At 68.8% G+C, this 24937-nt stretch carries 28 protein-coding genes and 1 tRNA gene; 13 read left to right on the plus strand and 16 right to left on the minus strand.

Going from position 1 to position 24937, the window contains the following annotated elements:
* Nucleotides 1-2 precede the first annotated feature (2 nt).
* From AADV74_RS01155 to AADV74_RS01185, 7 genes are all read right to left on the minus strand, one after another.
* Nucleotides 3-215, minus strand: coding sequence for a three-helix bundle dimerization domain-containing protein (locus AADV74_RS01155; protein ID WP_342111004.1), 213 nt, complete (start codon nucleotides 213-215; stop codon nucleotides 3-5).
* Nucleotides 216-277: 62 nt separating this feature from the next.
* On the minus strand, nucleotides 278-511 hold the full coding sequence (locus AADV74_RS01160) for a hypothetical protein (RefSeq protein WP_342111005.1): 234 nt from the start codon (nucleotides 509-511) through the stop codon (nucleotides 278-280).
* Between the two features lie 4 nt (nucleotides 512-515).
* A complete protein-coding gene (locus AADV74_RS01165) occupies nucleotides 516-1682 on the minus strand; it encodes an inorganic phosphate transporter (RefSeq protein WP_342111007.1) in 1167 nt (388 codons plus the stop codon).
* A gap of 11 nt (nucleotides 1683-1693) precedes the next feature.
* Complete coding sequence (locus AADV74_RS01170) at nucleotides 1694-1912, minus strand: hypothetical protein (protein WP_342111009.1); 219 nt, start codon at nucleotides 1910-1912, stop codon at nucleotides 1694-1696.
* Between the two features lie 104 nt (nucleotides 1913-2016).
* On the minus strand, nucleotides 2017-2913 hold the full coding sequence (locus AADV74_RS01175; protein ID WP_342111011.1) for an alpha/beta hydrolase: 897 nt from the start codon (nucleotides 2911-2913) through the stop codon (nucleotides 2017-2019).
* Nucleotides 2910-4997: an acyltransferase family protein gene (locus tag AADV74_RS01180; RefSeq protein WP_342111012.1), complete on the minus strand. Its 2088-nt coding sequence runs from the start codon at nucleotides 4995-4997 to the stop codon at nucleotides 2910-2912. The genes AADV74_RS01175 and AADV74_RS01180 overlap by 4 nt, the downstream gene beginning before the upstream one ends.
* Nucleotides 4998-5080: 83 nt before the next feature.
* Nucleotides 5081-5587, minus strand: coding sequence for an SRPBCC family protein (locus AADV74_RS01185; protein WP_342111014.1), 507 nt, complete (start codon nucleotides 5585-5587; stop codon nucleotides 5081-5083).
* Nucleotides 5588-5676: 89 nt separating this feature from the next.
* Between AADV74_RS01185 and AADV74_RS01190 the strand changes: the two genes are divergently transcribed.
* Nucleotides 5677-6324, plus strand: a complete 648-nt coding sequence (locus tag AADV74_RS01190; protein ID WP_342111016.1) for a DUF2278 family protein — start codon at nucleotides 5677-5679, stop codon at nucleotides 6322-6324.
* Between the two features lie 34 nt (nucleotides 6325-6358).
* On the plus strand, nucleotides 6359-6535 hold the full coding sequence (locus AADV74_RS01195) for a hypothetical protein (protein WP_167756772.1): 177 nt from the start codon (nucleotides 6359-6361) through the stop codon (nucleotides 6533-6535).
* 63 nt (nucleotides 6536-6598) lie between these two features.
* On the opposite strand, the gene AADV74_RS01200 is transcribed toward AADV74_RS01195, so the two are convergent.
* The 4 genes from AADV74_RS01200 to AADV74_RS01215 all read right to left on the minus strand — a co-directional run bounded on the left by AADV74_RS01200 (nucleotide 6599) and on the right by AADV74_RS01215 (nucleotide 10124).
* Nucleotides 6599-7051, minus strand: a complete 453-nt coding sequence (locus AADV74_RS01200) for an SRPBCC family protein (RefSeq protein WP_342111020.1) — start codon at nucleotides 7049-7051, stop codon at nucleotides 6599-6601.
* Nucleotides 7048-7392 carry an ArsR/SmtB family transcription factor gene (locus AADV74_RS01205; RefSeq protein WP_342111022.1) on the minus strand — a complete coding sequence of 115 codons (345 nt, stop codon included), beginning with the start codon at nucleotides 7390-7392 and terminating at the stop codon, nucleotides 7048-7050. The genes AADV74_RS01200 and AADV74_RS01205 overlap by 4 nt, the downstream gene beginning before the upstream one ends.
* Nucleotides 7393-7410: 18 nt before the next feature.
* Entirely contained in the window at nucleotides 7411-8112 is a 702-nt protein-coding gene (locus AADV74_RS01210) for a ribonuclease H family protein (RefSeq protein ID WP_342111024.1), read from the minus strand.
* Nucleotides 8113-8246: 134 nt separating this feature from the next.
* Entirely contained in the window at nucleotides 8247-10124 is a 1878-nt protein-coding gene (locus tag AADV74_RS01215) for a DEAD/DEAH box helicase (protein ID WP_342111026.1), read from the minus strand.
* A 100-nt stretch (nucleotides 10125-10224) separates the two neighbouring features.
* Between AADV74_RS01215 and AADV74_RS01220 the strand changes: the two genes are divergently transcribed.
* The 3 genes from AADV74_RS01220 to AADV74_RS01230 all read left to right on the plus strand — a co-directional run bounded on the left by AADV74_RS01220 (nucleotide 10225) and on the right by AADV74_RS01230 (nucleotide 14507).
* On the plus strand, nucleotides 10225-10503 hold the full coding sequence (locus AADV74_RS01220) for a hypothetical protein (RefSeq protein WP_342111028.1): 279 nt from the start codon (nucleotides 10225-10227) through the stop codon (nucleotides 10501-10503).
* Nucleotides 10504-10637: 134 nt separating this feature from the next.
* A complete protein-coding gene (locus tag AADV74_RS01225) occupies nucleotides 10638-12278 on the plus strand; it encodes an esterase/lipase family protein (RefSeq protein ID WP_342111030.1) in 1641 nt (546 codons plus the stop codon).
* A gap of 99 nt (nucleotides 12279-12377) precedes the next feature.
* Entirely contained in the window at nucleotides 12378-14507 is a 2130-nt protein-coding gene (locus AADV74_RS01230) for a reprolysin-like metallopeptidase (protein ID WP_483099684.1), read from the plus strand.
* On the opposite strand, the gene AADV74_RS01235 is transcribed toward AADV74_RS01230, so the two are convergent.
* On the minus strand, nucleotides 14500-14799 hold the full coding sequence (locus tag AADV74_RS01235; protein WP_342111034.1) for a helix-turn-helix transcriptional regulator: 300 nt from the start codon (nucleotides 14797-14799) through the stop codon (nucleotides 14500-14502). The genes AADV74_RS01230 and AADV74_RS01235 overlap by 8 nt on opposite strands.
* A gap of 106 nt (nucleotides 14800-14905) precedes the next feature.
* Here AADV74_RS01235 and AADV74_RS01240 point away from each other — a divergent pair, with 106 nt between their 5' ends.
* From AADV74_RS01240 to AADV74_RS01255, 4 genes are all read left to right on the plus strand, one after another.
* Nucleotides 14906-15397 (plus strand): pyridoxamine 5'-phosphate oxidase family protein, encoded by a 492-nt coding sequence (locus AADV74_RS01240; RefSeq protein ID WP_342111037.1) that lies wholly within the window; start codon nucleotides 14906-14908, stop codon nucleotides 15395-15397.
* 126 nt (nucleotides 15398-15523) lie between these two features.
* Complete coding sequence (locus AADV74_RS01245; RefSeq protein WP_342111039.1) at nucleotides 15524-15931, plus strand: DapH/DapD/GlmU-related protein; 408 nt, start codon at nucleotides 15524-15526, stop codon at nucleotides 15929-15931.
* 81 nt (nucleotides 15932-16012) lie between these two features.
* Entirely contained in the window at nucleotides 16013-19789 is a 3777-nt protein-coding gene (locus tag AADV74_RS01250) for an AAA family ATPase (RefSeq protein ID WP_425287232.1), read from the plus strand.
* 36 nt (nucleotides 19790-19825) lie between these two features.
* Complete coding sequence (locus AADV74_RS01255; protein ID WP_342111043.1) at nucleotides 19826-20017, plus strand: hypothetical protein; 192 nt, start codon at nucleotides 19826-19828, stop codon at nucleotides 20015-20017.
* Between the two features lie 43 nt (nucleotides 20018-20060).
* On the opposite strand, the gene mscL is transcribed toward AADV74_RS01255, so the two are convergent.
* The 3 genes from mscL to AADV74_RS01270 are packed head-to-tail and all read right to left on the minus strand — an operon-like array spanning nucleotide 20061 to nucleotide 21482.
* Nucleotides 20061-20516: a large conductance mechanosensitive channel protein MscL gene (gene mscL / locus AADV74_RS01260; protein ID WP_342111045.1), complete on the minus strand. Its 456-nt coding sequence runs from the start codon at nucleotides 20514-20516 to the stop codon at nucleotides 20061-20063.
* Between the two features lie 5 nt (nucleotides 20517-20521).
* On the minus strand, nucleotides 20522-20863 hold the full coding sequence (locus tag AADV74_RS01265; RefSeq protein ID WP_342111047.1) for an FmdB family zinc ribbon protein: 342 nt from the start codon (nucleotides 20861-20863) through the stop codon (nucleotides 20522-20524).
* Nucleotides 20864-20903: 40 nt separating this feature from the next.
* The gene (locus AADV74_RS01270; protein WP_056166614.1) at nucleotides 20904-21482 is read right to left on the minus strand and encodes a 5-formyltetrahydrofolate cyclo-ligase; all 579 of its coding nucleotides are present in this window, start codon (nucleotides 21480-21482) and stop codon (nucleotides 20904-20906) included.
* A gap of 91 nt (nucleotides 21483-21573) precedes the next feature.
* Between AADV74_RS01270 and galU the strand changes: the two genes are divergently transcribed.
* The 4 genes from galU to AADV74_RS01290 all read left to right on the plus strand — a co-directional run bounded on the left by galU (nucleotide 21574) and on the right by AADV74_RS01290 (nucleotide 24323).
* Nucleotides 21574-22467 carry a UTP--glucose-1-phosphate uridylyltransferase GalU gene (galU, locus tag AADV74_RS01275; RefSeq protein ID WP_342111051.1) on the plus strand — a complete coding sequence of 298 codons (894 nt, stop codon included), beginning with the start codon at nucleotides 21574-21576 and terminating at the stop codon, nucleotides 22465-22467.
* 9 nt (nucleotides 22468-22476) lie between these two features.
* Entirely contained in the window at nucleotides 22477-23139 is a 663-nt protein-coding gene (locus AADV74_RS01280) for a GNAT family N-acetyltransferase (protein WP_342111053.1), read from the plus strand.
* Nucleotides 23140-23203: 64 nt separating this feature from the next.
* Entirely contained in the window at nucleotides 23204-24199 is a 996-nt protein-coding gene (locus tag AADV74_RS01285; RefSeq protein WP_342111055.1) for a hypothetical protein, read from the plus strand.
* A 51-nt stretch (nucleotides 24200-24250) separates the two neighbouring features.
* Nucleotides 24251-24323: transfer RNA gene (locus tag AADV74_RS01290), tRNA-Ala, on the plus strand.
* 49 nt (nucleotides 24324-24372) lie between these two features.
* Here the strand turns inward: AADV74_RS01290 and AADV74_RS01295 are convergent.
* Nucleotides 24373-24873 (minus strand): DUF427 domain-containing protein, encoded by a 501-nt coding sequence (locus AADV74_RS01295; RefSeq protein WP_342111057.1) that lies wholly within the window; start codon nucleotides 24871-24873, stop codon nucleotides 24373-24375.
* Nucleotides 24874-24937: the final 64 nt, after the last annotated feature.

Below are 24937 nucleotides of genomic sequence, written 5' to 3' on the forward strand. Positions count from 1 at the left end.
ACCTACGCGACCTCTTGCGTGGACTGGGCGCGCAGCTTCTGCTTGGCGCCCCGTTCGACGAGAACCGGCACGTAGGCCCGCACAGGGCGACCGTCGTAAGCGTGATGCTCACTGTCGACCACCGCCTCGATGTCGGCGCGAGGAGCATCCGGGAATCGAGTCGTCAGGCGGGACTTGATCTCCGCAACGGCCTCGTCTTCATTGGGGGATTTCATATTTCGAGTGTCCAGCAACATTCTCGGCGACGCAAGATGCCCTGGGCTACATGACGGTGAACTCAGTGGAACTGCGGAATCACCAGATAGACGCCGTAGAGCACGACCGCACCGCAGATGCCGATGAGGATCCAGGCCGAGACGGATGCCGCAACGGGTCGCGCCGTTCCGTTCTGCGGGTCGCCGAGTGACAGCAGTCGCAACCCGACCGAGTACAGCACGACGACGGCCACCGTCGTGATGAAGGCCACTCCGAGCACGAGGACGAGCGAGCCCCAGTCGATCTCGAGATCCATGGGATCACGCCTTCCCGGCCGGCTGAGCGGCATCCGTCGTGCGATCGGCATCCGCCGGATCCTCGTCGTTGACATTCGAGCGGGTGACGGGATTGCGCCTGGCCAGGGCGACGAAGCCCAGCCCGGCCACCAGGGCCAATACGACGACGATCGCGAGGCCGATCGGGCCCGCCGTCGCCAGCAGTGCGGCGAGAGCGCCGACCAGGGCGGCAGCCGGCAGTGTGATGAGCCAGGCGATCGCGATGCGACCGACGACGCCCCAGTGCACGCCCGCGAGCCGACGGCCGAGACCGGCCCCCACGACGGCACCCGAGGTGACCTGGGTGGTCGAGAGTGGGAAGCCGAGCGTGGACGACACGAGGATCGTCGATGCCGAACTGGTCTCGGCTGCAAATCCCTGAGGCGCCTGCACATCGGTGATGCGCTTGCCGACTGTGCGCATGATGCGCCAGCCTCCTGCGTAGGTTCCGGCGCCGATCGCCAGGCCCGAGATCAGGATCACCCAGAATTGCGGTGCCGTACCTGCTTCCTGGTAACCGGCCACGATGAGTGTGAGGGTGATGATGCCCATGGTCTTCTGCGCGTCATTCGTGCCGTGAGCGAGGGAGACGAGCGACGCCGAGACGGTCTGCCCGTGCCGGAATCCCCGGTCGGCCCCGCGTGCCTTCGCCATCGAGGTGATGCGGTAGGCCAGGTAGGTGGCAGCGAGGGCGACGAAGCCGGCGATGAACGGCGAGAGGAGGGCCGGGAGGATGATCTTCGACACCACCCCGGCGTAGTTCACCGAGTCGAAGCCGGCTCCGATGATGGCGGCGCCGATGAGTCCGCCGAAGAGCGCGTGGGTGGAGCTCGACGGCAGGCCGCGCCACCAGGTCGCGAGGTTCCACAGCACGGCGCCGACCAGTCCCCCGAAGATCATGATGGGGGTGACGCTGGGCAGGCCGGCGTCGTTCTCGGTGAGAATGCCGTCTGAGACGGTCTTGGCCACGGCGGTGGACAGGAACGCGCCGACCAGATTGAGCGTGGCTGAGATGAGTACCGCCACTTTCGGCTTCAGGGCTCCAGTCGCGACGGATGTGGCCATCGCGTTGGCCGTGTCGTGGAATCCGTTGGTGAAGTCGAAGATGACGGCGGTGATGACGACGAGCAGGACGGGGATGAAGATCTCCACGGTGACGTTCCTCAGCGCCGCTTGTGCCGATGCTCGTCGCGGTGCTTCGCCGCGAATTCCTCCACGGAACCTCCGCCGAGCGCGCCGTACTCGGTCTCCGCGAGTCGCGCGGCGTCGTCGCCGTTGAACGCCGCAGGCGCCACGCCCTCCTCCGTCTCGAAGTCCTCCCCGCGATACGGGTCCTCGATGCGGAGCATCTCCTCATAGCCGTCGTCGTCGGTTCTGCCCATGACGGCAGTCAACGCCTCGCCCTGTCGGCGTTCAAGCGAACATCGGGTGAACGCAGACGAGGCGGCTGGCTGCGGCTGCCTGCGGCATCCGTTCCTCCTGCCATCTAGCCCAGCGTCTCGCGCAGCCACGTGCCGATCGAGGCGCGCAGGTCGTCGTCGAGGAAGCCCAGAGCATGCTCGCTGCCCGAGATCGGCACGAAGGTCGTGTCGACTCCAGCGGATTCGAGCAGGCCGACGAATTCCTCGGCCTGCTCGATCGGCACGAACTCGTCGACGGCGTGGGCGATGTAGAACGGCGGGTCGCTGGCGTCGACCTGGTACATGGGCGATGCGGCCCGGGCATCGACGCAGCCGTCGAATGCGGCGCAGTCGAGGTAGTCGAGTTGCATGCGCTGGAACGCGGTTCCCATGTCGCCGATGGCGAGACCCGAGAGGGTGAGATCGAGGGGCGCGCTGAGCTCCACGACGGCTGCGACGCGGGTTCCGACGGCGGTGTCGCCGTCACCCCGCGTCCCGAGAAGCGACACCAGGTTGCCTCCCGCCGAGTCGCCGAAGGCCCCGATCCGCGCAGGGTCGTGGCCGAAGCGAGCCACCTGCGGGTCGGCACGCGCCCAGCGGAGGGCCGCAGTGACGTCGTCGATGGCCGCAGGGAACGGATGCGACGGCGCCAGTCGGTAGTTCGGCTGGAAGACCACGAACCCCTCCGAGGCGAGCCAGGTGCAGGCGTTCCGCCACTGCGGTTGCGCCTTGTCTCCTCGGCTCCAGCCGCCACCATGGACGGAGATGATCGCCGGCCGTGGTGCAGCGGAACTCCCGGACGGCAGGCAGACGTCGAGACGGATGCCGTCGGGAGCGCCGAAGTCGAGGTCCTCGACGACGGTGACTGCGGCGGCACCGGCGTCAGTGCCGGTGCCGGCGTCGGATTCGGCCGACGCAGGCTGGCTGCAGCCGGCGAGCATCATCGCGACGACCACGAACAGGGCGAGCCGTGCCGACGTCATCGGATGCGGTCGAGGTAAGGCGCGAGTCTCTGCGTGATGGCTGGAGCCAGGGTCTGCGAGAAGGTGGCAGTGAGGTGATGCTCGTCGGAGTAGACGAGGGTCCGGCCGATGACGGCGGGGCAGGTGGACTCGTTGCAGAGGAAGTCCGTCAGGTCGATGACCACGGCGCCGTGCTGCGCCGCCGCGGTGCGTTGGGCATCGCGGATGGCGGGGTTCAGTGCCGTCGAGCGTGGGGTGGAGCATCCGTCGGCGTCGTCCAGATGGGAGGAGAGGCACAGCACGGGCGAACTCGTGAACTCGGGCGAATCGGCCAGGATCACCACGAGGCTCGACGTCGGCAGGCGGTCGAGCACTGCTGACAGTCCGGTCGTCCAGTGGTCCTCCATGACGGCTGCATTCCTGCCGGGCTGCGGTCCGAGATGGTTGGCCAGCACGATGACGTCTGGGGGGTCCGCCATCAACCGCGCGACGGTGTCGTCGCGCCAGAGCGAGCACGAGGGGTTGTCCGTCGAGTTCCAGGCAGCGACCGTCTCCTCCGACCTGCATCCCGACTTCGTGTAGGTGTCGAGCCTGTAGTCCAGCGATGCGGCCGCGCGGTCCAGTGCGGGGAACCAGCGGCCGGCGTGGGAGTCGCCGAACAGCGCGATCGTGCGCGGGGAGTCGACCGCGCCGAAGGAACAGGTGACGACGGCCGAACGGCTCTTGTTCTGCTGGCATCCGTCGGTGTAGATGACCCCGGTGTCCTCGACGGCCGCTGCGAGCGTCGGAACGACGTTGGCCGGGACGAAGGCCGTACCCGTCGGGAGTTCGCTGGCGGGGGACTGCTGCTCGACGCGGTCCGAGCTGAGGGGCAGCCGGATGGCGGCCGCGCCCCCGACGGACAGACAGGTGACCATCACGACGGTGACGGTGAGCGCCAGGACCAGAACGGCGCGCGGGCTGCTGCGACCGGTGCGGAACGGCGACTCGACGAACCTGAACAGCAGCCACGCCACCGGCACCGACGCCACGACGAGGGCGAGGCCGACGGGCAGTGGGAGCGGTTCGCCCAGCCCGAGGTGCTCGTGGGTGAGCACGAGGATCGGCCAGTGCACGAGGTAGAGCGAGTAGGAGATGGCGCCGACGAACTGCACCGGGCGACGCGCGAGCAGGGAGGCGGCCCCGCCGGCGCCTCCGCCTCCGGTGGCTCCGGCGCCATGTGTGCCACGGTTGCCGCCGAAGCCGATCACGAGGGCTGCTCCCAGGACGGGCAGCAGCACGGCGACCCCGGGGTAGGCGAGCTCCGCCGAGTAGGTGAGCACAGCGAGCAGGATGGCCGCGAGGCCGGCCCAGGTGAGGGCCCCGGCGACGGCGGCCGGAACTCGGGTGAGCAGGGCGCCGCCGCCCGCGATCAGCGCACCGACGCCGAACTCCCACGCGCGGGTGTGCGGTGAGAAGAACGCCAGCGACTGGGCGTCGGACGTGGTCATGACGCACGCGATGAACGAGGCAACGGTGACGGCACCGATCACGGCCATCAGCACCCTGCGAGATCGGCGCGCGATGAGGAAGACCGCGAGGAGCAGCACCGGCCACACGATGTAGAACTGCTCTTCGACTCCCAGCGACCAGAAGTGCTGGAATGGCGACGGAGCCGTTCCCGCGAGGTAGTCGGTCTCGCGTACCGCGAACAGCAGGTTCGGCACGGAGAGGGCCGAGGCGACGGCATCCTGCAGGATCTCGACGATGCGCAGCGGCGACACCAGGACGAAGGCTGCGGCAGCAGTGGCGACGATCGTGACGAGCGCCGCCGGCAGGATGCGCCTGGCACGGGCGGCGTAGAAGCCGACGAAGTCGATCCGCCCCGTATGACGCAGCGACTCGACCAGATGCCCGCTGATGAGGAAGCCGGAGATGACGAAGAACACGTCGACGCCGACGAAGCCGCCCGGAGTGAATGGCAGGCCGGCATGCTCCAGGAGCACCAGGACGACAGCGACGGCGCGCAGACCCTGGATGTCGGCGCGGAACGGCCTGCTCGACTTCGTCGGCGCGCTGGGCAGAGCGGGTTCGGCCCGCGATGCCAGACGACTGTCGACGCTCATCACTTCCCCTGCCGTGGGCGGCTGCCCGCGCGGATCGTAACAGGGCAGGAAGAACCTCAGGAGTACTCAGGGTGTGCTGATCGTCACGAGTCGACGGATGCCGCCTTCCTCGCGTCGGTGCGCAACAGCTCGGCCTCCAGGGAGTCACCCGTCTCGATGGGCGTGCCCCCGCCGCTCTCGATCAGGTCTCGCAGGCTCGACGTGATGTAGGAGCCCCACGCATTCGAGCACAACTCGTAGCACTCGAACGCCGGCGTCAATCCGACGTGCGTGAACCGCACGTCGGTGCCTGCGTCGGTCTTCTGGATGTCGAAGATCACGTCGGTGTCGTTCCACTCGTCCTGGTTCTCGACGAGGGTGATCACAGTGTCCGTCACGTGCCAGACCACGCGCTGGCCGGGGATCACCTCGGTCAGCGTCATGGTGCTGCGGTGAACGCCGGGGAAGTCGAAGACGAAGACGTCCCCGACCTTCGCGGTGTCGCCGGTGATCATCTCGGACCACCACGCCCGCGGGTCGGTGATCGCTGCGAAGGCGGCATCCGGTGTCTGCGACACCGAGATCGTCGCGGTGTAGTCCTGTCGGCTCATTGTCGATCCTTCCCAATCATTCAACCGTCTGGGTGAATGTAGCAGAAACGGCATCGCGCCGGAAGGGCTGCAGGTGTACTTTCGGAACTGTGCCGCTCGATCACTACGGCGTCCTGGCCGGCACCCTCACGAGACACGTGCGGGACACTCCCGATGACCAGGGGCGCTGGTATCACGTCAACCTGCAGCTCTCGGCGCCGGCGGGCTCCTACCGGAGTGCCGTCGACGTGGACAGCAAGCAGTCCGCGGTCGGCGTGCAGTGGAAACTGCTGACGGTGCGACGATCCTCGATCCTGCCCGCTGGCGGCGCATCACCCGGCTACCACGAGCTCGCGCGCGTCAGGGACACCGGGGCGCTCGACCATATCCGTCATCTCTCGCTCGTCGACAATCCGGGGTGCCTGTTCATCGTGCGCCCGCCGGGGTGGTTGTCCGGGCTCTTCCCTCGCCGTCCGTGGATCGCGGGATCGAACCTCGAGGCGTCCGTCGCCCTCGAGTCGATCCTCGAGATCGGCCGCCGCACGCTCGTCTGGGGAGAACCGTTCGAGACCGGCCTCGGCATGCACAACGTGCACCAGAACCAGGGCGACCCGATCGGCTCGCAGTGGGCAGACTCCAACGGGATCTGGCAGGACGGCGCCGTCATGGTCGAGCGACCGGACGGGGAGTACGACGCCTTCATCTCGAAGTTCACGTCGCAGTCGTCACGGACCGACGACGCCGGTCATCCCGTGTGACGCAGCAGAGCGAGCTGCGGCGTAGGGTTCAGGGATGACCGAGATGTCGAACGACGAGAAGCGCCACGACCAGCTGACGACCGCACCGAAGGCGACGGAGGCCGATGCGGCCCCGCGCATCGAGGTCGACGAGCTGCCGGACGGCACGACGCGCATCGACATCGCCGACACAGCCGCCGTTCGCCCGGGTCGCCCGGCCGACCCCGCCTGAGCCGGCAGCCGCCCTGCTCGCCGACACAGCCGCCGTTCGCGGTCCGCGGCCGGAGCGGCGACCTCAGCCCCTGCCCACCCAGTCGGCCAGTTCCGTCAGGCAGTCCGTCCAGCCGTCGTCGTGCGCTGCGCGTGCAGCTTCGTGCGGGAGGCGCTCGTGCGTGACGGCGACCTCGGTCCCGGCATCCGTCGCCCGGAAGTCGACAGTCACGACGGTGTCGCCGTCGTCCGTGAACCGCGACCGCCACGTGAACACCAGACGCCGCGGGCGATCGACCTCGAGGTAGGTGCCGCGGTGCAGCACGGGGGATCCGGGCATGTGCATGAGGATGCTGAACTCGCCACCGACGCGCGCATCGGCCGACACCTCGGTGAGTGTCGTGTCGCCGGGCTGCATCCACGTGGCCAGGCTGCGCGGGTCGGTCCAGGCGTCGAACAGCACCTCGGGCGAGGCTGCGATGACGCGCGAGACCACGAGTGCAGGCGTGGTCGAGTCGGCTCGGGCGTCGATCGTCACTCGGATGCCGCCTCTCCGGCACCGGTCACGAACCTGTCGAGCGCCGCCAGCCTGTCGCTCCAGAACCCGCGGTAGAACTCCATCCACGCCGCGGCCTCGGCCATCGGCACGGCATTAAGTGAGAGCACGTGATTGCGACCCTGCACAGAGCGGGTCACGAGCCCGGCATTCTCGAGCACGCGCACGTGCTTCGAGACCGAATTGAGCGACATCGAGAAGTTGCTCGCCACATCGGTCACCCGCTCATCGGCTCGCGAGAGCCGCAACAGGATCTCGCGCCTGGTCGGATCGGAGATGGCGCCGAAGACCCGGTCCAGCGTTGCCGTCGTTGGTTCACCCATGAGGGTGAATTTACCACGCTAGATCAGGCGGCGCAGCGCTTCGTCGAGGGTGATGCCCTGATCGCGGGCCGAGCGGCTGAGGCGTGCGTGCTCGTCGGCGCTGACATGCACCGTGACGGCGCGCAGCGGCTCCGCGGCGGGCTCGTCGTCGAAGAGCGAGAGCTGGGTCTTGGGCCGTGCGGATGCAGCAGCCGGCGCACCGGGGATGCTCGAGGCCGGCGCAACGGGTGCGGCGGCATCCGTCTCCGACGTGCCGGCGCCGGGGAAGCCGGGCCCACTCGGAACCGGACGACCCCGCTGGTAGGCCTCGGCCGCTGCCCGAGCGCGCTCGTCGGCTGCCTCGTTGAGTGGGTGGCCGGCGTGGCCCTTGACCCACTCGAACCTGTAGCGGCGACCCGCGATGGCGGCGTCGAGCTCCTGGATCAGCTCGAGGTTCATGACCGGCTTGCCGTCGCCCTTGCGCCAGCCCTTGCGCTTCCAGCCGGGCATCCACTTGGTGACCGAGTTGATGACGTACTGGCTGTCGCAGAGGATCAGCAGGTCCTCGTCGAGGTGGGCGGTGGAGCGGAACAGTTCGAGCACGGCGGTGAGCTCGCCGATGTTGTTGGTGGCGTGCTTCCAGCCGCCGGCGGCCCACCGGTCGTCGTCGACGTACCAGGACCAGCCCGCCGGACCGGGGTTGCCGAGGGCGGAGCCGTCAGCGGCAGCGGTGATCGTCACGGGGGAGCCTTCCGAGGGGTCGAGCGCAAAGCTCCATGGTATTCGGGTGCTGGCCAGCTGCCGCGCAGCAGTTGTGGCGGGGATGCGTCGCTCTGGGCGACCACAACTGCTGCGCGGGCGGCTTCGGCGTCGAGCTAGTCGTGCCGCGGCTTGCGGTACGGACGGTCGCCGCCCTCGGAGTCGCGGGTCGAGCGCGATGGGCCGCCGCTGTCCGGACGCAGCTCGATGAGCTTGCCCGAGATGCGTGTTCCACTCAGCTTCGACAACGTGTCGTCGGAGAGGCCGGCGGGAAGCTCGACGAGCGAGAAGTCGGGACGGATGTCGATGACCCCGAAGTCCTGACGGCTGAGGCCGCCCTCGTTCGCGAGCGCGCCGACGATCTGGCGCGGCTCGACCTTCTGGCGCTTGCCGATGGCGATGCGGTACATGGCCATCGGTCCACTGCTCGGCCGTGAGCGACGCTCGGGGCGATCGCCCGCTCCGCGGTCGGCGTAGCGGTCGGGGCGATCGCCACGTCCACCACGGTCGGTGCGGTCGCCACGGTCCCAGCGGTCGCCACCACGTGAGGCGCCGCGATCGCCGCCGGCGCCGCGCTCGTTGCGCTCCTTCTCGCGCTCGAAGCGCTCGGCACGCTGCTGGGCGCGCTCGTCCTCGGCGGAGAGCAGCAGGGGCGTCTCGCCCTGCGACACGATGGCGAGCGCAGCGGCCACGTCGGCCTCGGGCACGTCGTGGTGCTCCACGTAGTGGGCGATGATGTCGCGGAAGCGGTCGAGCCGCTCCTGCTGGCCGAGTGCCTCGGTGATGGCGTCGTCGAAGCGGGCCAGGCGCGTGGCGTTCACGTCATCGACGCTCGGCAGCTGCATCTGGGTGAGGGTCTGGCGGGTGGCCTTCTCGATGGAGGTCAGCATCCGTCGTTCGCGGGGCGTGACGAAGCTGATCGCCTCACCGCTGCGTCCGGCGCGGCCGGTGCGACCGATGCGGTGAACGTACGACTCGGTGTCGATGGGGAGGTCGAAGTTCACCACGTGCGAGATGCGCTCGACGTCGAGGCCTCGAGCAGCGACATCCGTCGCCACCAGGATGTCGAGCTTGCCCGACTTCAGCTGGTTGACGGTGCGCTCGCGCTGGGCCTGCACGACATCGCCGTTGATGGCAGCGGCGGAGTAGCCGCGCGCTCGCAGCTTCTCGGCGAGGGTCTCGGTCTCGTTCTTGGTGCGGGTGAAGATGATCATGCCCTCGAAGTTCTCGACCTCGAGGATGCGCGTGAGGGCGTCGACCTTCTGCGGGTACGACACCACCAGGTAGCGCTGCGTGATGGTGGAGGAGGTCGTCGTCTTGGTCTTGACCGTGATCTCTTCAGGGTTCTTCAGGTACTGGGCGGAGATGCGACGGATGGCGGCGGGCATCGTGGCCGAGAACAGGGCCACCTGCTTCTCGTCGGGCGTGTCGGCGAGGATCGTCTCGACGTCCTCGGCGAAGCCCATCTTGAGCATCTCATCGGCCTCGTCGAGCACGAGGTACTTGAGCTCGGTGAGGTCGAGGGTGCCCTTCTCGAGGTGGTCCATGATGCGGCCCGGGGTGCCGACGACGATGTGCACGCCGCGACGGAGGGCCGAGAGCTGCACGCCGTAGCCCTGGCCGCCGTAGACGGGGAGCACGTGCACGCCGCGCACGTGGGAGGCGTACTTCTCGAACGCCTCGCAGACCTGCAGGGCGAGCTCGCGGGTCGGGGCGAGCACGAGGGCCTGCACGGACTTCTGCGACACGTCGAGGTTCGAGAGGATGGGGAGCGCGAACGCGGCGGTCTTGCCGGTTCCGGTCTGAGCGGTGCCCAGCACGTCGCGACCGGCGAGAAGCGGCGGGATGGTGGCCGCCTGGATCGCGGACGGGGTCTCGTAGCCGACGTCTTTGAGGGCCTTGAGCACGGCGTCTGAGAGGCCGAGATCGGTGAAGGTAGGCTCGGCGGGGGTGGTGTCCGCCTCGCTCTGCGGGGTGGAGTCAGGGGACGTCATGGTTCCAACGGTACCGCGCCCCGCTGTGCAGCGGTGGTGAGGCCTCCTCCGCCCGGTGCGCCCGCACCGTGCACGCGGCATCCGGTGCTTGGATGGAGCCATGGCTGAGACGGATGACTCACTCCCCGGCTTCGCACGCTTCAGGCGCGTGATCCTCGATCGTGGCGGGGCGACGGATGCCGAATCCGACGGCGCCGCCCCAGCCAACGCAACGCCCGCCAGCGCAACACCCGAGGCCGAGCACCCCACCCAGGTGCAGCCGCCGGGATGGCCGCACGAGGCGGGGCCGTTCGACGAGCCGCCCACCGAGCAGATCGTGCTCGACGAGGACGAACTGCCCTGGGAGCTTCGGGACGCAGCCCCTCCGACCGCGGACTGACGCCGAACAACCCTGTTGACGGGCGGATGCCGGGAGCGGGACGATGGTGCCATCGACGCGGGCACGGCTGCCTGCGCCTGCACGCGGTGGGCGACGGCGCTCATCGGAGCACCGACCCGAGAGGGGCAGGCACGATGGAGACACGACCGCGACCACTCGTCCTCATCCGAGGCTTCGGCGGCCTCGACATCGAGGACGACAGGCGCAACGCATACCAGGGCTTCAACGACGGCACCGTCTACCCGGGCAAGCGCGGGCAGAACTACATCTACGAGGGCTTCGTCATCAAGGCGTTGAAGTCGTCGGAGCACCGCTACAACGACGCCACCGACGTCATCGGCTACTACCCGTCCGCCGTCGAGGGCCCGGCGGAGATCGCGGGCTGGAACCCCGAGTTCGTGAAGGGCTCCATCGTCATCGACCCGCGCATGGTCGACGACCACGAGGGCTGGAACACCCGCGGAACCATCTGGGTGTTCCGCTACTACGACCTGAACCCGCGCAACATCGACACCTTCGCCGAGGGCCTCGTGCAGCTCATCGAGCGCATCGCCTACCTCGCCGAGCGCAACGGCGAGGAGGAATTCGACGGGGTCGACGTCATCGCCCACAGCATGGGCGGGCTCGTCATGGTGCAGGCCATGCGGCTGCTGCACGAGGCGGCCGTGGCGAAGGACCCGACCGTGAAGCAGGGGGCTGCGAAGTCCATCCATCGCGCCATCACCTTGGGCACCCCGCATCGCGGAATCGCCTTCCAACGGATGCCGGAGGCCTTCCTCTCCTTCGTGCACGTGAAGGCGGCGAGCGAACTCGGAGCCTTCGACCCGACGAGCACGGCGTTCCTCGACGTACCGACCTGGTTCCCGCTGTCGAGGCTGCTCACGGTCGTCGGAACGAACTACCGCGACTACAACATCAAGATCTCCTCGGCGGGAAACCGGCTCGCCAGCCTGCTCTCGGGCGACGGCATGTCGTACAACCGCAGCGACGGACTGGTGAAGCAGGCCGCGGCCCAGCTTCCCGGGGCGCCGCGCACCTTCGTGAACAAGTGCCATGGCGGAACCGATTCGCTGGTGACCAGTCGCGAGGCCTACGAGATCGCCATGCGGTTCTTCCACGGCACCCACAGCATCCGTCTCTCCCTCGACGAAGCGAGGATCAACGGGGACGAGAAGGACTTCTTCGGCCGAAGCGAGTTCTTCTTCGGAGTGACGGTCAAGCCGCGGTTCGTCGACTTCTCCCTGTTCGAGCAGTCGGCGGCCGCCGAGAACTGCTACGGGCCCTTCCGCACGGTCGACCTGAGCGACGACGGACCGGGCGCCCTGCCGACCGCGTTGAGCCAGCCTCTGGCCGCATCCGACAGGGCCATGGGCTGGGCGGGTGACGGCCGGCTCATCTGGGAGGGCTGGATCGACTCCAACGCCAACCCGAAGGCGCCGGACATGGTGTTCCGCCTCGACGTCTACGTGGCAGAGCGCGACACCCTCGGCATCGGGTTCTCCGACAACGTGATCTTCGCCGGCCAGTACTGGCTCCAGGTGATCAAGGGTGCGCATCCGGTCATCTTCATCCACACGACCGAACAGACCCTCAAGCTGACGAGCGGTCTGACCGAAGCGGATGCCGAGACCGTGATCGACCCGCGCATCAGCCGGGCGACTGAGGACGCGACTCCCGAGAACGCTGCGGCCGCGGGGTGGACCTTCCCCGTCGGAGGCCCGAACTTCGCGGCGACGCTGCGCCTCGAGGTCGCAGCGTCTGACCAGGCTGCGTAGAGGATCGGTGCCGCCTTCGGTGACGGCACGATCGGTGCTCGTGAATGCGCCCCCTTCTGGAGGTGCTGAGCCGCCCGCCGAACCGATAACTTCGTGACCATGCCTACCGGGGGAACCACCAGCATGCGCTCGCTCAAGATTCCGGTGCTCACGGCCGCGGTGGCACTGCTCGGCGGGCTGCTCGCCCCCGTCCCGACCGCGGTCGCCGATGACCTGGCGACGGATGCCGCTGTGCACGTCGTCGGCACCCTCGTCGTCATCCAGCCCGAGGAGTCGCCCACCCCGGTGACGCCGCCGCAGGCCGCGACGGATGCCGCAGCCACGCCGGAGGCTCACGTGCTCCTGCCCGACGGTGCATCCGTGCCCATCGACGGGGACCTCATCCCGGCGGACGCCGTCTCCGGCGCGCCCGTCGACGTCGTGGCCGCGCCCAGCACCGAGGTGCTCGCCGACGCCGGGCTCGCGGCATCCGGAACCGTCGCCGCAGACTCCGCCGAGGGCCAGCGGATCCTCGAGGCCGCCGTCGTCGCCGACGACCCGCTGACCGTCGTCGCGGGCGAGATCGGCGCCGTCGAGGTGCAGGCAGCGGCCGCATCGCACACCATCGACGTCGCCGTCGTCTCCAACGGATCGACCGCGACCGCCGCGAATACCGACGACTACGTGAAGAAGGTGGTGGCGAAGGTCGGGGCGTTCTGGTCGGAGCAGTCGGCGGGCATGGTGCCTGCGATCACCCTCACCACGATCAAGCGCTACACGTCGACGAAGGGTTGCGGCACCGAGGAGTCGACGATCGCCCTCTGGGACGAGGCCGCGAAGAAGTTCGATCACGCGGGCGGAGCGAACGACTACGTGGGCGGCGGCACGAAGCACCTGTTCGTCATCAGTCCGCCGTCGTGTGCGGTCACCTTCAACGGCCTCGGGTCGATCGGGAGCGGCGTCGGGAACGGTGGCGTGGTCTGGGCGGCGTTCGACGGCGGCGACGGTTCGGGAGACGAGTTGACCCTCGCCCACGAGATCGGCCACAACTTCTCGCTCAACCACGCGAACGCCCAGGAGTGCGCGTATCCGGCGTCCGATCCGCAGGTGAAGTCCGGCACCTATGCGCCGCCCTGCACCGTGCAGCCCTATGCCGACGTCTACGACGTGATGGGCCAGAGCTTCGTGGTCTGCGCGAGTTCGGCGGCATCGAGCTGTCACGGAAACGACAACACCCCCGCGCTCAACGCCATCTCCAAGGTCAGGCTCGGTGTGCTCTCTGCGACGGATGCGCCGGTGATCCAACTCACCCAGTCGACGACGCTCACGCTGGGGGCGGCATCCGCGACGGCCGGGCGCCGGGCACTCGTTCTGATCGACCCGATGTCGAGGGAGCGGTACGTCGTCGAGTACCGCAACGGTCTCGGACGAGACGCCGGGTCCGTCTACATGGACTGGGCCGAACCGTACGCGCACTGGGCGATGCCGAAGATGGGTGCGGGCATCCGCATCCTGAAGACCGGTCCCGACGGCAGGAGCTCGGTGGTTCTGCCGGATGCCACGGCGACGAGCAGTCGACTCGCGTGGGTTCCCGGCCGCACCTTCACCTCTCGGACCAGAGGCCTGAAGATCGCCGTTCTCTCGGCCGCTGGAGCCACCGCATCGGTGCAGGTCACGATCGCTCCGCAGTTCACCGGCACCGAGTTGCCGAAGGTGTCGGGGGAGCCCTTCGTGTCGCGCACCCTGACGGCGGAGCCGCGGACCAGTTGGGCGCCGACGCCGACGTCGTACGCATATCACTGGTTCCGGAGCGGGATCGCGATCAGCGGAGCGTCGGGCAAGTCGTACACGGTGGTGGCGGCCGACCTCGGCAAGCGGTTGACCGTGCGGGTCACTGCGTCGAAGACGGGAGTGGCTTCGCGCGCATGGGTGAGCCCGGCAACGCCGGCGATCGGCGCGCTGAAGGGGTTCACGGGCACCTCGCAGCCGACGATCACGGGTGCTCGCAAGGTGGGGGTGGTCCTCGCCGCTGCTCCCGGCGCGAACTGGGCGCCATTGACGGCAGGCACGACGTACACGTATCGCTGGTACCGCGGCACGACCGTGATCCCCGGCGCCGTCGGCAGAAGCTACCGGCAGGTGGCGGGTGACGTCGGTGCCGTGATCCGTGTGAATGTGACGGCGCACCGGTACGGGTACGTGTCCAAGAGCGCCCCGTCGACCGCAACGGCCGCGAAGACCGTCAAGTGACGGGAGCCTCGGGATCCGCCGCATCAGTCTCGGGAGCGGTGGTCTCGGGCACGACGGACTTCGGTCGTCCGCCGGTGCGGCTCCTCCCCTCGATCTGAGTGGCGACGGCCTCGATGTCGTCGGCCAGCCAGACCACGCCGCGGGCGAGGGGCTCCGGCAGGATCGACGGCACCCCACCCGTCGCACCGGCGTCGCGGTGGCTGAGCCAGACACGCACGGTCGAGGTCGACACGCCGAACCTGGCGGCGACGTCGGCTACGGAGAGCAGGGCTGGGCGATCGTCGTGCGGCATGAGGGCGATCGTAGCGCTGTCAACCCCTGTCAGCCGGCGAGTCGTGAACCTAGCGTCGACAGTGCGCCCCGATGACGGAGGCCCCGTCCGAGCAAGGAGCACCGACATGACCGATACGACAGAAGATCCCCGCATCCGCATCGTCGAACTCGCTCGGAAGATCCCGATCGCCATGCTCACGACGATCGATGGCGAAGGACACGTCGTGAGTCGCCCGATGGCACCCCAGGAGATCACCGACGAGGGCGTGATCTGGTTCATCGCCGAGGCCGACTCCCGCGATGCCGACGAGATCAGCCTGAACCCGAGCGTGGGCGTCTCCCTCACCAGCGGATCGTCGTTCGTGTCGTTCTCCGGAACGGCGGAGGTGGTGACGGATGCCGCCAAGTTGCGCGAGCTCTGGAACCCGGCCGTGGAGGCCTGGCTCCCCGACGGTCCGGACAGCCCGCAGGCCGTGCTGTTCAAGGTCTCGGCGGAGAGCGGTGAGTACTGGGACTCTCCGGGCGGGCGAATCGCGACGGTCATCAGCTTCGTCAAGGCGAAGCTGACGGGCGAACGCTACGACGGCGGAGAGAACGAGACGGTGTCGCTGCCCTGAGAGAACTCTGGTAGCCGTATTGTCAGCGGAATAGCGGCTGATCATCAGGCGTTCTTGTCATCGTAGGGCGAACGAAGTCAAGACTCCCCAGCAGCCCTCGAAAGGCAGGGAAACCCCGTGAGACGTGTGAACGAAGAAGTCGAGCTCGAGAAGGGCGTCGTCACCAAATATCGGCGACACTCCAACGGCGGCGGATTCGTCTCGCCCAAGGCGCATGTGGACGCAACGGCGTTCGTGGCGTCGACCGCTTATGTCGAGAACGGCGCGAGCATCGGGCGCGACGCCTGGGTGGGCGCAGGCAGTTGGATCGACCGCGACGCCATGCTCGGCGCGCACGCCTTCATCGGCGCCAACGTGCACATCGGTGCCGGTGCCGTCGTCAGCGACAGCGCCCGCATCGGAAGCCACTCGCGCATCGGCGCCAACGCGCGCATCGTCGCCGGGCACCACCTCGAGCGCGACGCCATGATCCCCGACAACGCCGTGGTCGGCGGCACAGACGGCTCCAAGACCCGCTACGTGCGGGCGGCCTGAGCGATTCCGACACGAGGCCGGTCTGGCGAAAAACCGACCGGCCTCCGACGGAATGGGCCTGTATCGATTTAGGGTGTCGGTGTGTGGCGCCTCGACCGAAAGACTGACGACGATCCGTTCCCGACGTCGTCGAACCTTCCCCCTGCCCAAGTGACCGCACCGCACGCCGTCACCACGGGCGATCCGGCCGAGCGCCCGGCGAACATCGCCGAGCCCGAGTGGCAGCGCTGGCGCGACGAGCTCGCCGCCATCGGCGGGCGATCTCCGCTGCTCCACTTCGACGATCAGCCACGCACGCGCATCGAGCTGAGCGTCACGCACCCCGGAGGACTCCCTCAGTTCATCACAGGCAAGACAGTGCTGCTGTCGAGCCTCATCCGCGACGAACTCGCCCTGCGGAACGCCCGGCTCGCCGCCGGCGCCATCACGCAGAAGGGCATCGAGCTGCGCTCCATGCGCGGCATCGAGAGCGTGCACCTCGGCATCGGACTCGCCCAATGGACTCACGACGACGTCGAGTACCTCGCCCCCGTGCTGCTGCGGCCTCTCGCCATCCGCCGCTACGGTCGTGACTTCGAGCTGAAGCTGAAGGGCGCGCCGTTCCTCAATCCGGAACTGGCCCACGCCCTCAAGGAGCAGTTCCAGATCACCCTCGACGCCGACGCCTTCGTGGCGCTCGCCGTCTCGAACGGCGATTTCAAGCCGCAGCCCGTCATCGATCGCCTCCGCGGCCTCACGTCGCACCTGGCGTGGTTCAGCGTCGCCCCTCGCCTCGTGGTGTCGTCGTTCTCCGACGTCGGTCGTCGCATGACGACGGATGCCGCCAGGCTCGACCACCCCGTCATCGACGCCGTCGCCGGCAATCCTGCAGCCCGCGAGCGCATCGAGAGCGCCTACAACCCCGTGCAGGCCATGGGCCAGGACTCGCGCCCGCCGGCGACGGACGTGCTGCTGCTCGACGCCGACCCCGAGCAGGAGAACGTCGTCGCGCAGATCTCCGCCGGCAACTCGCTCGTCGTGAAGACCCTCCCCGGCACCGGTGGCACGCAGACGATCGTCAACGCCCTCGGCACCCTCATCGGCCAGCACAAGCGCGTTCTGGTCGTCAGTGCGCGCCGCGCGAGCCTCGAGGGCATCGCCCACAGGCTCGGACAGGTCGGTCTTCCCGGCGCCGCCGTGTCGGCGCGCACCCTGCGCCGCGACCTGATGCTGTCGATCGGCCGCAACGAGAAGGCCGAACGCCCGCAGGTGAGCGACGTCGACGACGCCCTCGTGCGCCTGCGTAAGGTTCTCCTCGATTACCGCGGAGCGCTGACACGCCGTGACCCCGCTCTCGGCGTCTCGGTGCTCGATGCCCTGGGCGAGCTCACACGTCTGTCGCTCCTGCCCACGCCGCCCGCCACGACGGCCCGCCTCGACCACTCCTCGATCGTCGCGCTCGCCGGCAGTCGTGCCGGAGCCGCCGCCGCTCTCATCAAGGCCGCTGCACTGGGCGAGTTCCGCTACGGCCCGGGCGACTCGCCCTGGTACGGAGCCTCGTTCACCTCGACCGAGGAAGCCGACAACGCGCACGCGCTGGCGAAGCGCCTGAACACGCAGGAGTTGCCGCGCCTCATCGAGCGCGCGAACGCCCTCGTCGGCCAGACCCGGCTGCGCCCATTCGAGTCGATCGCGGAACTCGGCATCTACCTGCGCCTGCTCCTCGACATCCGCGAGACCCTCGACAAGTTCCAGCCCTCGGTCTACGACCGTTCGCTGGTCGAGCTCATCGCAGCCACGTCGACCCGCCGCGATGCCCCCGAGATGACCGGCGCCAACCGCCGCCGCCTCAAGAAGCTGGCCCAGGAGTACCTGCGGCCCGGCGTCCACGTCACCGACATGAACGATGCGCTCCGCCGCGTGCAGCAGCAGCGCACCCTCTGGCAGCGCTATGTGGTGGCAGGCTCGACACCGGCGGTGCCCGTCGGCATCGCCGACGTGCACGTGGCCTACCAGCGCGTCACGGAGGACCTCGGCCGCCTCGACGCCCCGCTCGGCACCGCCGGAACCCCCCGCCAGCTCGCCTCGCGTCCCATCCGCGAGCTGATCTACACGATGTCCGGCCTCGCGGCGGAGTCCGAGGTGCTCGCCAACCTGCAGGAGCGCACGGCGCTGCTGGCGCACCTCCGCGACCTGAACCTCGACCCGCTGCTCACCGACCTGTCACGCCGCCACGTCGCCGAGGAGGACGTCGTCTCCGAGCTCGAACTCGCCTGGTGGCAGTCCGTGCTCGAGTCGATGCTCGCCGGCGACAAAGCCCTCCTGAACGCCAACACCGGCGTCCTCGACAGGCTCGAGGCCGACTTCAAGCTCGTCGACGAGGCCCACGCCTCGGCATCCGGCGGCCTGCTCGCGGCCCTGCTCGCCGAGACCTGGAAGATCGGCGTCGTCGACTGGCCGGAGGAGGCCGACCAGCTGCGTCGCCTGCTGCGCTCCGACCGCACCAGCCCCCGGAACCTGCACCTGGCCGCTCCCCATCTCGGCAAGGTCGTCGCCCCCGTGTGGCTGGCCTCGCCCTACGACGTGGCCGAGATCACCGACGACATAGTCTTCGACACCGTGCTCCTGGTCGACGCCGGCGCCACCAGCTTCGCCGAGAACCTGGGCGCCATCCGTCGCGGAAAGCAGATCGTCGCGTTCGGCGACCCTGTGACCCAGACGCCGTCGCTGTTCGACACCGGCATCCGTGGAGCAGCGGATGCCGCAGCCGACACCCCGGAGGGTCCCGGCGTCGACGCCCTGCATGCCGACTCGGCGCTGGCTCGTCTCGGCGAACTGCTGCCGACCCTCACGCTCACGCGCAGCTACCGTGCCGGCGGCGAGGACCTCGCCGAGCTCGTCAACCGGCGCTTCTACGCCGGGCGCATCGACGCCCTCCCGTGGGCCGGGAGCTTCCTCGGACACGGCAGCCTGAACCTGCACTACGTCGTCGGCGGCCACGGCATGCCCGACAACGAGAGCGGAGCCGTCGAGAGCGTCGACGCCGAGGTGGCGAAGGTGGTCGAGCTCGTCATAGACCACGCCGTCAAGCGTCCTCGCGAGTCGCTCATGGTGATCACGGCATCCGGCCGTCACGCCGTGCGCGTTCACCAGGCGGTGCTCGCCGCGTTCGCGAAGCGCACCGACCTGTCGAGCTTCATCCTCAATGACACGGCCGAGCCCTTCACCGTGCTCACCCTCGAGCAGGCCACGGCCCAGAGCCGCGACAGGGTCATATTCTCGATCGGCTACGGGCGCACCCCGCACGGCCGCCTGCTGTCGAACTTCGGCGCCCTGGGAGAGGCCGGCGGCGACCGCCTGCTGGCCGTGGGCATGACCCGCGCCCGTCGCGCCATGGACATCGTCTCCTGCTTCAAGCCCAGCGACATCGACGAGGACCGCCGTCGCCACGGCATCCTCGCCCTGGCGCAGGTGCTCGAGCAGATCGACCTCGCCGAGTCCACCCCGCCGACGGCCATCGCGAGTGAGGCGATGCTCATCGACCTCGCGGAGCGTCTGCGCCTGCGCGGCATCACGGTGGAACTCGGCCACCGCGAGAAGCTCGCCCTGGCCGCATCGTTCCGGGGCAAGGCACTGGTCGTCGAGACCGATGCCGTGGTCGGCACGATGAGCCTCCGCGAGTCGCTGCGGCTGCGCCCCGACGTGCTGCGACGCCTCGGCTGGCACTACCTGCGCGTGCATGCCTTCGAGTTGTTCGCCGATCCGGATGCCGTCGCCACACGCATCGCCGGCCTCCTCGGAGCGCCGACGGCAGTGGTGGCCGGAATCGATACCGAGACCGCGCCGATCACCATCGTGGCGCCCTCGGGATTGCGCTGAGTCCTGCCATGGAACGCCCGGCGTAGGCTGGACGGCGTGACAGACGAGAGCCCCCGACAGCACGTCCAGAAGCACGGCACACGCAATCGTCGTGCCCGTCTGACGGCCGTCGAGGGCACGGACACGAGCCCGGAGTCTCCGGTCGAGCGCGAAGAGCTGCCAGCGGCATCCGGCCCCGTCGGACCCAACGACGAGCGACTCAAGCGCGACCGACCGCCGCACTGGTAGGCGGCGTGGCCCGGCTCGTCTCGTCAGGCCCGGCGGTTGCCGCTCAGTCGCGTGTTCGAGCTTGGGCGGCGAGAAGGTCGCGGATCTCGCTGAGGATGTCGAGCTCGGTGTCGGGGGAGTCCGGCTCGGAGACCCCGGCCTTGCGGCGGCGCTCCTGGGCTTCCTTGAGCTTGTTGATGGGAAGAACGAAGACGAAGTAGACGACGGCCGCCACGATGAGGAACGTGATCACGGATCCGATGACGGCACCGAACTTCACCTCCGCGGAACCTGTCGGAAGGGCGATCGTCCAGACCAGCGACTCGTCGAGGCTCTCCGCCTTGAACAGTGCGCCGATCAGCGGGTTGAACAGGTTCGTGACGATGGAGTTGACCACCGCGGTGAAGGCGGCACCGATGACGACAGCGACGGCCAGATCGATGACATTGCCCCGGAGGATGAATTCCCGGAATCCCTTGAGCACGTGCTTCCCCTCGTCGAGTGTTGAGCGTTTCTCCATCGAGGCTATGACGAGGAGGCGCCCGACGTCGAACCGGAGCCGGAGGAACCCGACGAACCCGACGACGACGACCCTGACGACCCTGACGACGACCCGGACGACGACGTGCTCGATCCCGTGACGCTCCCGGCGCCCGACGGCTTCGAGCCGCCGGCCCCTCCGGCAGCCCCCGCCCGGGAATCGTTCCGGTAGAAGCCGGAGCCGTTGAAGGTCACGCCGATGGTGTTGAACACCTTGCGGAGTCGCCCACCGCAGACCTCGCAGATCGACAGGCTGTCATCGGTGAAGGACTGCTGGATGTCGAAGGCGTTGTCGCACTCCGTGCAGCGGTAAGAGTAGGTGGGCACTGGGTCTCCGTGCTGTGTGGTGCTCGTGGATCGGGGGAATTCAGAACGCGAGGATGCGCGTCGGCGTGACGGCCCCGTCGACGGGGGAGTCGTGACGCTCTCGGGGCACCACGTCGACGACCTCGGAGTCGAAGACGACGGCGTACACCGGAGGACAATTCTGCATCGATCCCAGCGTCTTGTCGAAATAGCCCCGGCCCCAGCCCATGCGCATGCCCGTCGAGTCGACGGCGGATGCCGGCACGATGATGAGGTCGACGTCGTTGATCGCGATGGGGCCGAGAAGTTCGCCGACGGCCTCCGGCATCCCGTAGATGCCCTCGGTCTCCGCCTGCTCCTCGCCGACGGTCCAGTCGAGCAGGCCGTCCTGTCGGCTGATGGGGAACAGCACCCTGATGCCCTGGGACTCGGCCCAGTTGATGTACGGGCGGGTGTTCGGCTCCGTCGGGAGGGAGAGGTAACAGGCGATGGAACGGGCTGAGAGATCGATCGTGATGGCCTCGAGGTTCTCGGTGAATCCGGCCGTCGCCGCGTCCCGTTCCCGGGTCGACATGTTCTGCCGGCGTTCGCGGTGCTCGGCGCGCAGGGCGCGCTTCTGATGAGCTGCGTCGGATGCCATGGCCCCAGTCTAGGCGCGGCCATGTTACGAGCAGATGAGCATCGCGTATGCGAGACGGTACCCGACCCTCGCTGTGTGTAGCCTTGCGAACATGACTCATCGGATCACGAAAGCCGTCATTCCCGCTGCCGGCCTGGGTACACGCTTCCTGCCCGCCACCAAGGCCATGCCCAAGGAGATGCTGCCCGTCGTCGACAAGCCGGCCATCCAGTACGTCGTAGAGGAGGCCGTCGCCGCCGGGCTCGAGGACGTGCTCATGATCATCGGGCGCAACAAGAACGCCCTCGCCAACCACTTCGACCGGGTCACCGAGCTCGAGAGCAACCTCGAGGCCAAGGGCGACCTCGATCGCCTCGAGCGCACGAAGGCGCCCAGCGACCTCGCCGACATCCACTTCCTCCGCCAGGGCGACCCGAAGGGTCTCGGCCACGCCGTGCTGCGCGCTCGCCGCCACGTCGGCAACGAGCCCTTCGCGGTGCTGCTCGGCGACGACCTCATCGACGCGGCGAGCCCCATCCTCCCCAAGATGATCGACGAGCTCGAGAAACGCGACGCCACCATCATCGCGCTGCTCGAGGTCGATCCGGCGCAGATCCACCTGTACGGTGCCGCCGCCGTCGAGCCGACAGACGACCCCGACGTGGTGCGCGTCACCGGACTCGTCGAGAAGCCTGCCACGGAGGACGCACCGTCGAATCTCGCCATCATCGGCCGCTACGTGCTGAAGCCCGAGGTCTTCGGCGTTCTCGAGCACACTCAGCCCGGAAAGGGCGGCGAGATCCAGCTGACGGATGCGCTGCAGGAGCTCGCGGCAGACGTCGAGGGCACCGGTGGTGTCTATGGGGTCATCTTCCGCGGCCGACGTTTCGACACCGGCGACCGCCTCGACTACATCAAGGCCATCGTGCAGCTGGCAGTCGAGCGCGACGACCTCGGCCCCGACCTGCGCCCGTGGCTGCGGGAGTTCTCCTCAGACCTCGAATAGTCTGGTGCCGTGCCCGCCCCGATCCCCACTCTGCGCGAAGGCGCGATCACGATCCGCCCCATCAGGCTGCGGGACTCCCGCATCGTGGAGCGCGAGCTGCTCGAGAACCGACGCTGGCTGCGCCAGTGGGAGGCCACGAGTCCGCACGCCCCGATGAACTTCGACATGAAGGCCAGCATCCGGAGCCTGCTCGCCCATGCCCGGACGGGCACGGGGCTGCCGTTCATCATCGAGTACAACGGTGAGATCGCCGGTCAGCTGAACGTCTCGAGCATCACCGGCGGGTCGCTCGCCTCGGCGACCATCGGCTACTGGGTGTCTGAGCGGTTCGCGGGGAAGGCGCTCACGCCCACTGCGGTCGCGCTGGCGACGGACTACTGCTTCTACAGGCTCGGGCTGCACCGCATGGAGATCTGCATCCGCCCCGAGAACGCCCCGTCGCTGCGCGTCGTCGAGAAGCTCGGCTTCAGGTACGAGGGGCTGCGGCGACGGTTCATCCACATCAACGGGGACTGGCGCGATCACTTCTGCTTCGCCCTCGTGGTGGAGGAACTGAGCGACGGCGTGCTGCGCCGTTGGCTCGACGGACGGGTACCCGAGGATGCCGCGACGGTGAGTGAACACGACCGTGCTGCCGCGGCCGTTCCGCTCCCGGTCACGACGCGATTCTAGAAAGTCTTCGCAACACACCCCCGGCCGTGGGTCGCGCGGCGGCGTGCTGCCCTACCGTGGACGCATGGGCGACGTACTCAGCGGCGGGGTGATGGTGGCGATCGCTGCCGTGCTCTGGATCGCCTACCTCGTGCCCAGCTGGCTGCACCGTCGGCAGTACCTCGCCACCGAGCGCAACGCCGTGCGCCTGCAGCAGACTTTGCGCATCCTCGCGGAGACTGCTGAGACCCCTGAGGCCGTACGCCTCGAGACCACCGCCCGCGCCGTCGCAGCCCAGGAGCACGTGCTCCGCGAGCGCGCGGCCGCCGAGCGCGCCAGGCTGAAGGCCGAGGCGACCATCGCCACCGAAGCTCGTCGAGCAGCCGAGCGCGAGGCCGCCGAGTCGGTGCGACGTGCCCGTGCGGCCGCCGCCCGCGCCGCAGCAGAAGCCGGCCGCGCCCGTTCCCGGGTGCGTGCGCTCCGCCGCAGCCGTGCCCTCACCTCGCTCGGGTTGCTCCTGTCGCTCGGGGCCCTCGTCGCCGGCGTCGTGACCGGCGCTCTCGGTGCCACCTGGACCCTTGCCGTCGCCGGCCTCGGAGGCAGCGCCGTCGCCCTGTTCGTACTCTCGTCGCTGGCGAAGGCCGGACGCCGCGCTCCGGCATCCGGCGTCATCGCGCCCGTCGCCGTCAGCGAGCAGTTCGAACCCGTCGAGTTCGCGGATGCCGCCCCTGTCGCGACCCGCCCTGCCTGGACGCCGCAGCCGCTGCCCAAGCCGCTCACCCTGGCGCGTGGCACTGTCGCGGCCGCCGCGATGGACTCCGTCGAGGAGGCGGCTGCGCTCCGCCGTGCCGCCGTGTTCGCCGCCATGAGCGAGAAGGCCGCCGCCATGAACGCCGGCGCTCCCGTACCGCTCCGCCGGGCTCCAGCGGCCGCCGCGCCGAGCACAGCGCCGACCGCTGCGCCGGCCACGGCATCCGCTCCCGGCATCGACAGCCGCTTCGCCCGCATGGGCATCGTCGACGACGCGACGCCCGGAATGAGCGACCTCGACGCCGTGCTGAGACGACGTCGAGTGGGCTGACCCCGGCTGGTTCTGGACGGTCCAGATCGGATGGTATCGTGGTGAATGTCAGGGCCTATGGCGCAGTTGGTAGCGCGCCTCGTTCGCATCGAGGAGGTCAGGAGTTCGAATCTCCTTAGGTCCACAGACAACGAAGAACCCCCGGGAGCCCAGCTCCCGGGGGTTCTTCGTTCTCACCAGCCCAGCGTGCCGGGCTCGCCCTTGAAGGGCCCGACCACGGTCGAGGTGATCCAGCCGCCGTAGAACCCTCCGGGCTGCGGCGTGACGATCTCGCCGTCGACGCTGGCGTCGTCGACCTGTCCGGCGTAGACGGCGACGCGGTCGCGCAGCAGCTCGTAGCCAGCCTCGGGGGTCGGATAGGTCCAGGCCGCGCGCTCGGCGGTGGCCTCGCCCGCCGCGAGCGAGAAGTAGCGGGCAGAGCCCTTGAACTCGCAGAACGACGAGCCCGCGGCCGGAATCACGCTCCCCGGCGAGAAATCGGCGATCGGCAGGTAATAGACCGGCGGGTGGCTGGTCTCGAGCACGCGTACGACATCGCGGGTGTCGACGATGACAGCACCACCCAGGCGGATACGCACGTGGGCGTCGACCTGCTCGATCCGCGGGGGCCGAGGGTAGTCCCACACCGATTCCTGGCCGTCGGTGGGTCGGATGGGTGTCACAGGAGAGCTCATGGCCGGATGCTACGCCGCAGGCTGGGTAAACACCCGGGAACGCGGAACGCCTCCGCCCGAATCG

Origin of the sequence: Leifsonia stereocauli (assembly GCF_038432415.1) — a bacterium.
In the GTDB taxonomy this organism is placed as follows: domain Bacteria; phylum Actinomycetota; class Actinomycetes; order Actinomycetales; family Microbacteriaceae; genus Orlajensenia; species Orlajensenia stereocauli.

What these genes read in the sequence shown, in the direction of transcription:
- AADV74_RS01155 (WP_342111004.1), bottom strand. Translation starts at nt 215, where the DNA reads ATGAAATCCCCCAATGAAGACGAGGCCGTTGCGGAGATCAAGTCCCGC.
- AADV74_RS01160 (WP_342111005.1), bottom strand. Translation starts at nt 511, where the DNA reads ATGGATCTCGAGATCGACTGGGGCTCGCTCGTCCTCGTGCTCGGAGTG.
- AADV74_RS01170 (WP_342111009.1), bottom strand. Translation starts at nt 1,912, where the DNA reads ATGGGCAGAACCGACGACGACGGCTATGAGGAGATGCTCCGCATCGAG.
- AADV74_RS01175 (WP_342111011.1), bottom strand. Translation starts at nt 2,913, where the DNA reads ATGACGTCGGCACGGCTCGCCCTGTTCGTGGTCGTCGCGATGATGCTC.
- AADV74_RS01180 (WP_342111012.1), bottom strand. Translation starts at nt 4,997, where the DNA reads ATGAGCGTCGACAGTCGTCTGGCATCGCGGGCCGAACCCGCTCTGCCC.
- AADV74_RS01185 (WP_342111014.1), bottom strand. Translation starts at nt 5,587, where the DNA reads ATGAGCCGACAGGACTACACCGCGACGATCTCGGTGTCGCAGACACCG.
- AADV74_RS01195 (WP_167756772.1), top strand. Translation starts at nt 6,359, where the DNA reads ATGACCGAGATGTCGAACGACGAGAAGCGCCACGACCAGCTGACGACC.
- AADV74_RS01205 (WP_342111022.1), bottom strand. Translation starts at nt 7,392, where the DNA reads ATGGGTGAACCAACGACGGCAACGCTGGACCGGGTCTTCGGCGCCATC.
- AADV74_RS01215 (WP_342111026.1), bottom strand. Translation starts at nt 10,124, where the DNA reads ATGACGTCCCCTGACTCCACCCCGCAGAGCGAGGCGGACACCACCCCC.
- AADV74_RS01220 (WP_342111028.1), top strand. Translation starts at nt 10,225, where the DNA reads ATGGCTGAGACGGATGACTCACTCCCCGGCTTCGCACGCTTCAGGCGC.
- AADV74_RS01225 (WP_342111030.1), top strand. Translation starts at nt 10,638, where the DNA reads ATGGAGACACGACCGCGACCACTCGTCCTCATCCGAGGCTTCGGCGGC.
- AADV74_RS01230 (WP_483099684.1), top strand. Translation starts at nt 12,378, where the DNA reads ATGCCTACCGGGGGAACCACCAGCATGCGCTCGCTCAAGATTCCGGTG.
- AADV74_RS01235 (WP_342111034.1), bottom strand. Translation starts at nt 14,799, where the DNA reads ATGCCGCACGACGATCGCCCAGCCCTGCTCTCCGTAGCCGACGTCGCC.
- AADV74_RS01240 (WP_342111037.1), top strand. Translation starts at nt 14,906, where the DNA reads ATGACCGATACGACAGAAGATCCCCGCATCCGCATCGTCGAACTCGCT.
- mscL (WP_342111045.1), bottom strand. Translation starts at nt 20,516, where the DNA reads ATGGAGAAACGCTCAACACTCGACGAGGGGAAGCACGTGCTCAAGGGA.
- AADV74_RS01270 (WP_056166614.1), bottom strand. Translation starts at nt 21,482, where the DNA reads ATGGCATCCGACGCAGCTCATCAGAAGCGCGCCCTGCGCGCCGAGCAC.
- galU (WP_342111051.1), top strand. Translation starts at nt 21,574, where the DNA reads ATGACTCATCGGATCACGAAAGCCGTCATTCCCGCTGCCGGCCTGGGT.
- AADV74_RS01285 (WP_342111055.1), top strand. Translation starts at nt 23,204, where the DNA reads ATGGGCGACGTACTCAGCGGCGGGGTGATGGTGGCGATCGCTGCCGTG.
- AADV74_RS01295 (WP_342111057.1), bottom strand. Translation starts at nt 24,873, where the DNA reads ATGAGCTCTCCTGTGACACCCATCCGACCCACCGACGGCCAGGAATCG.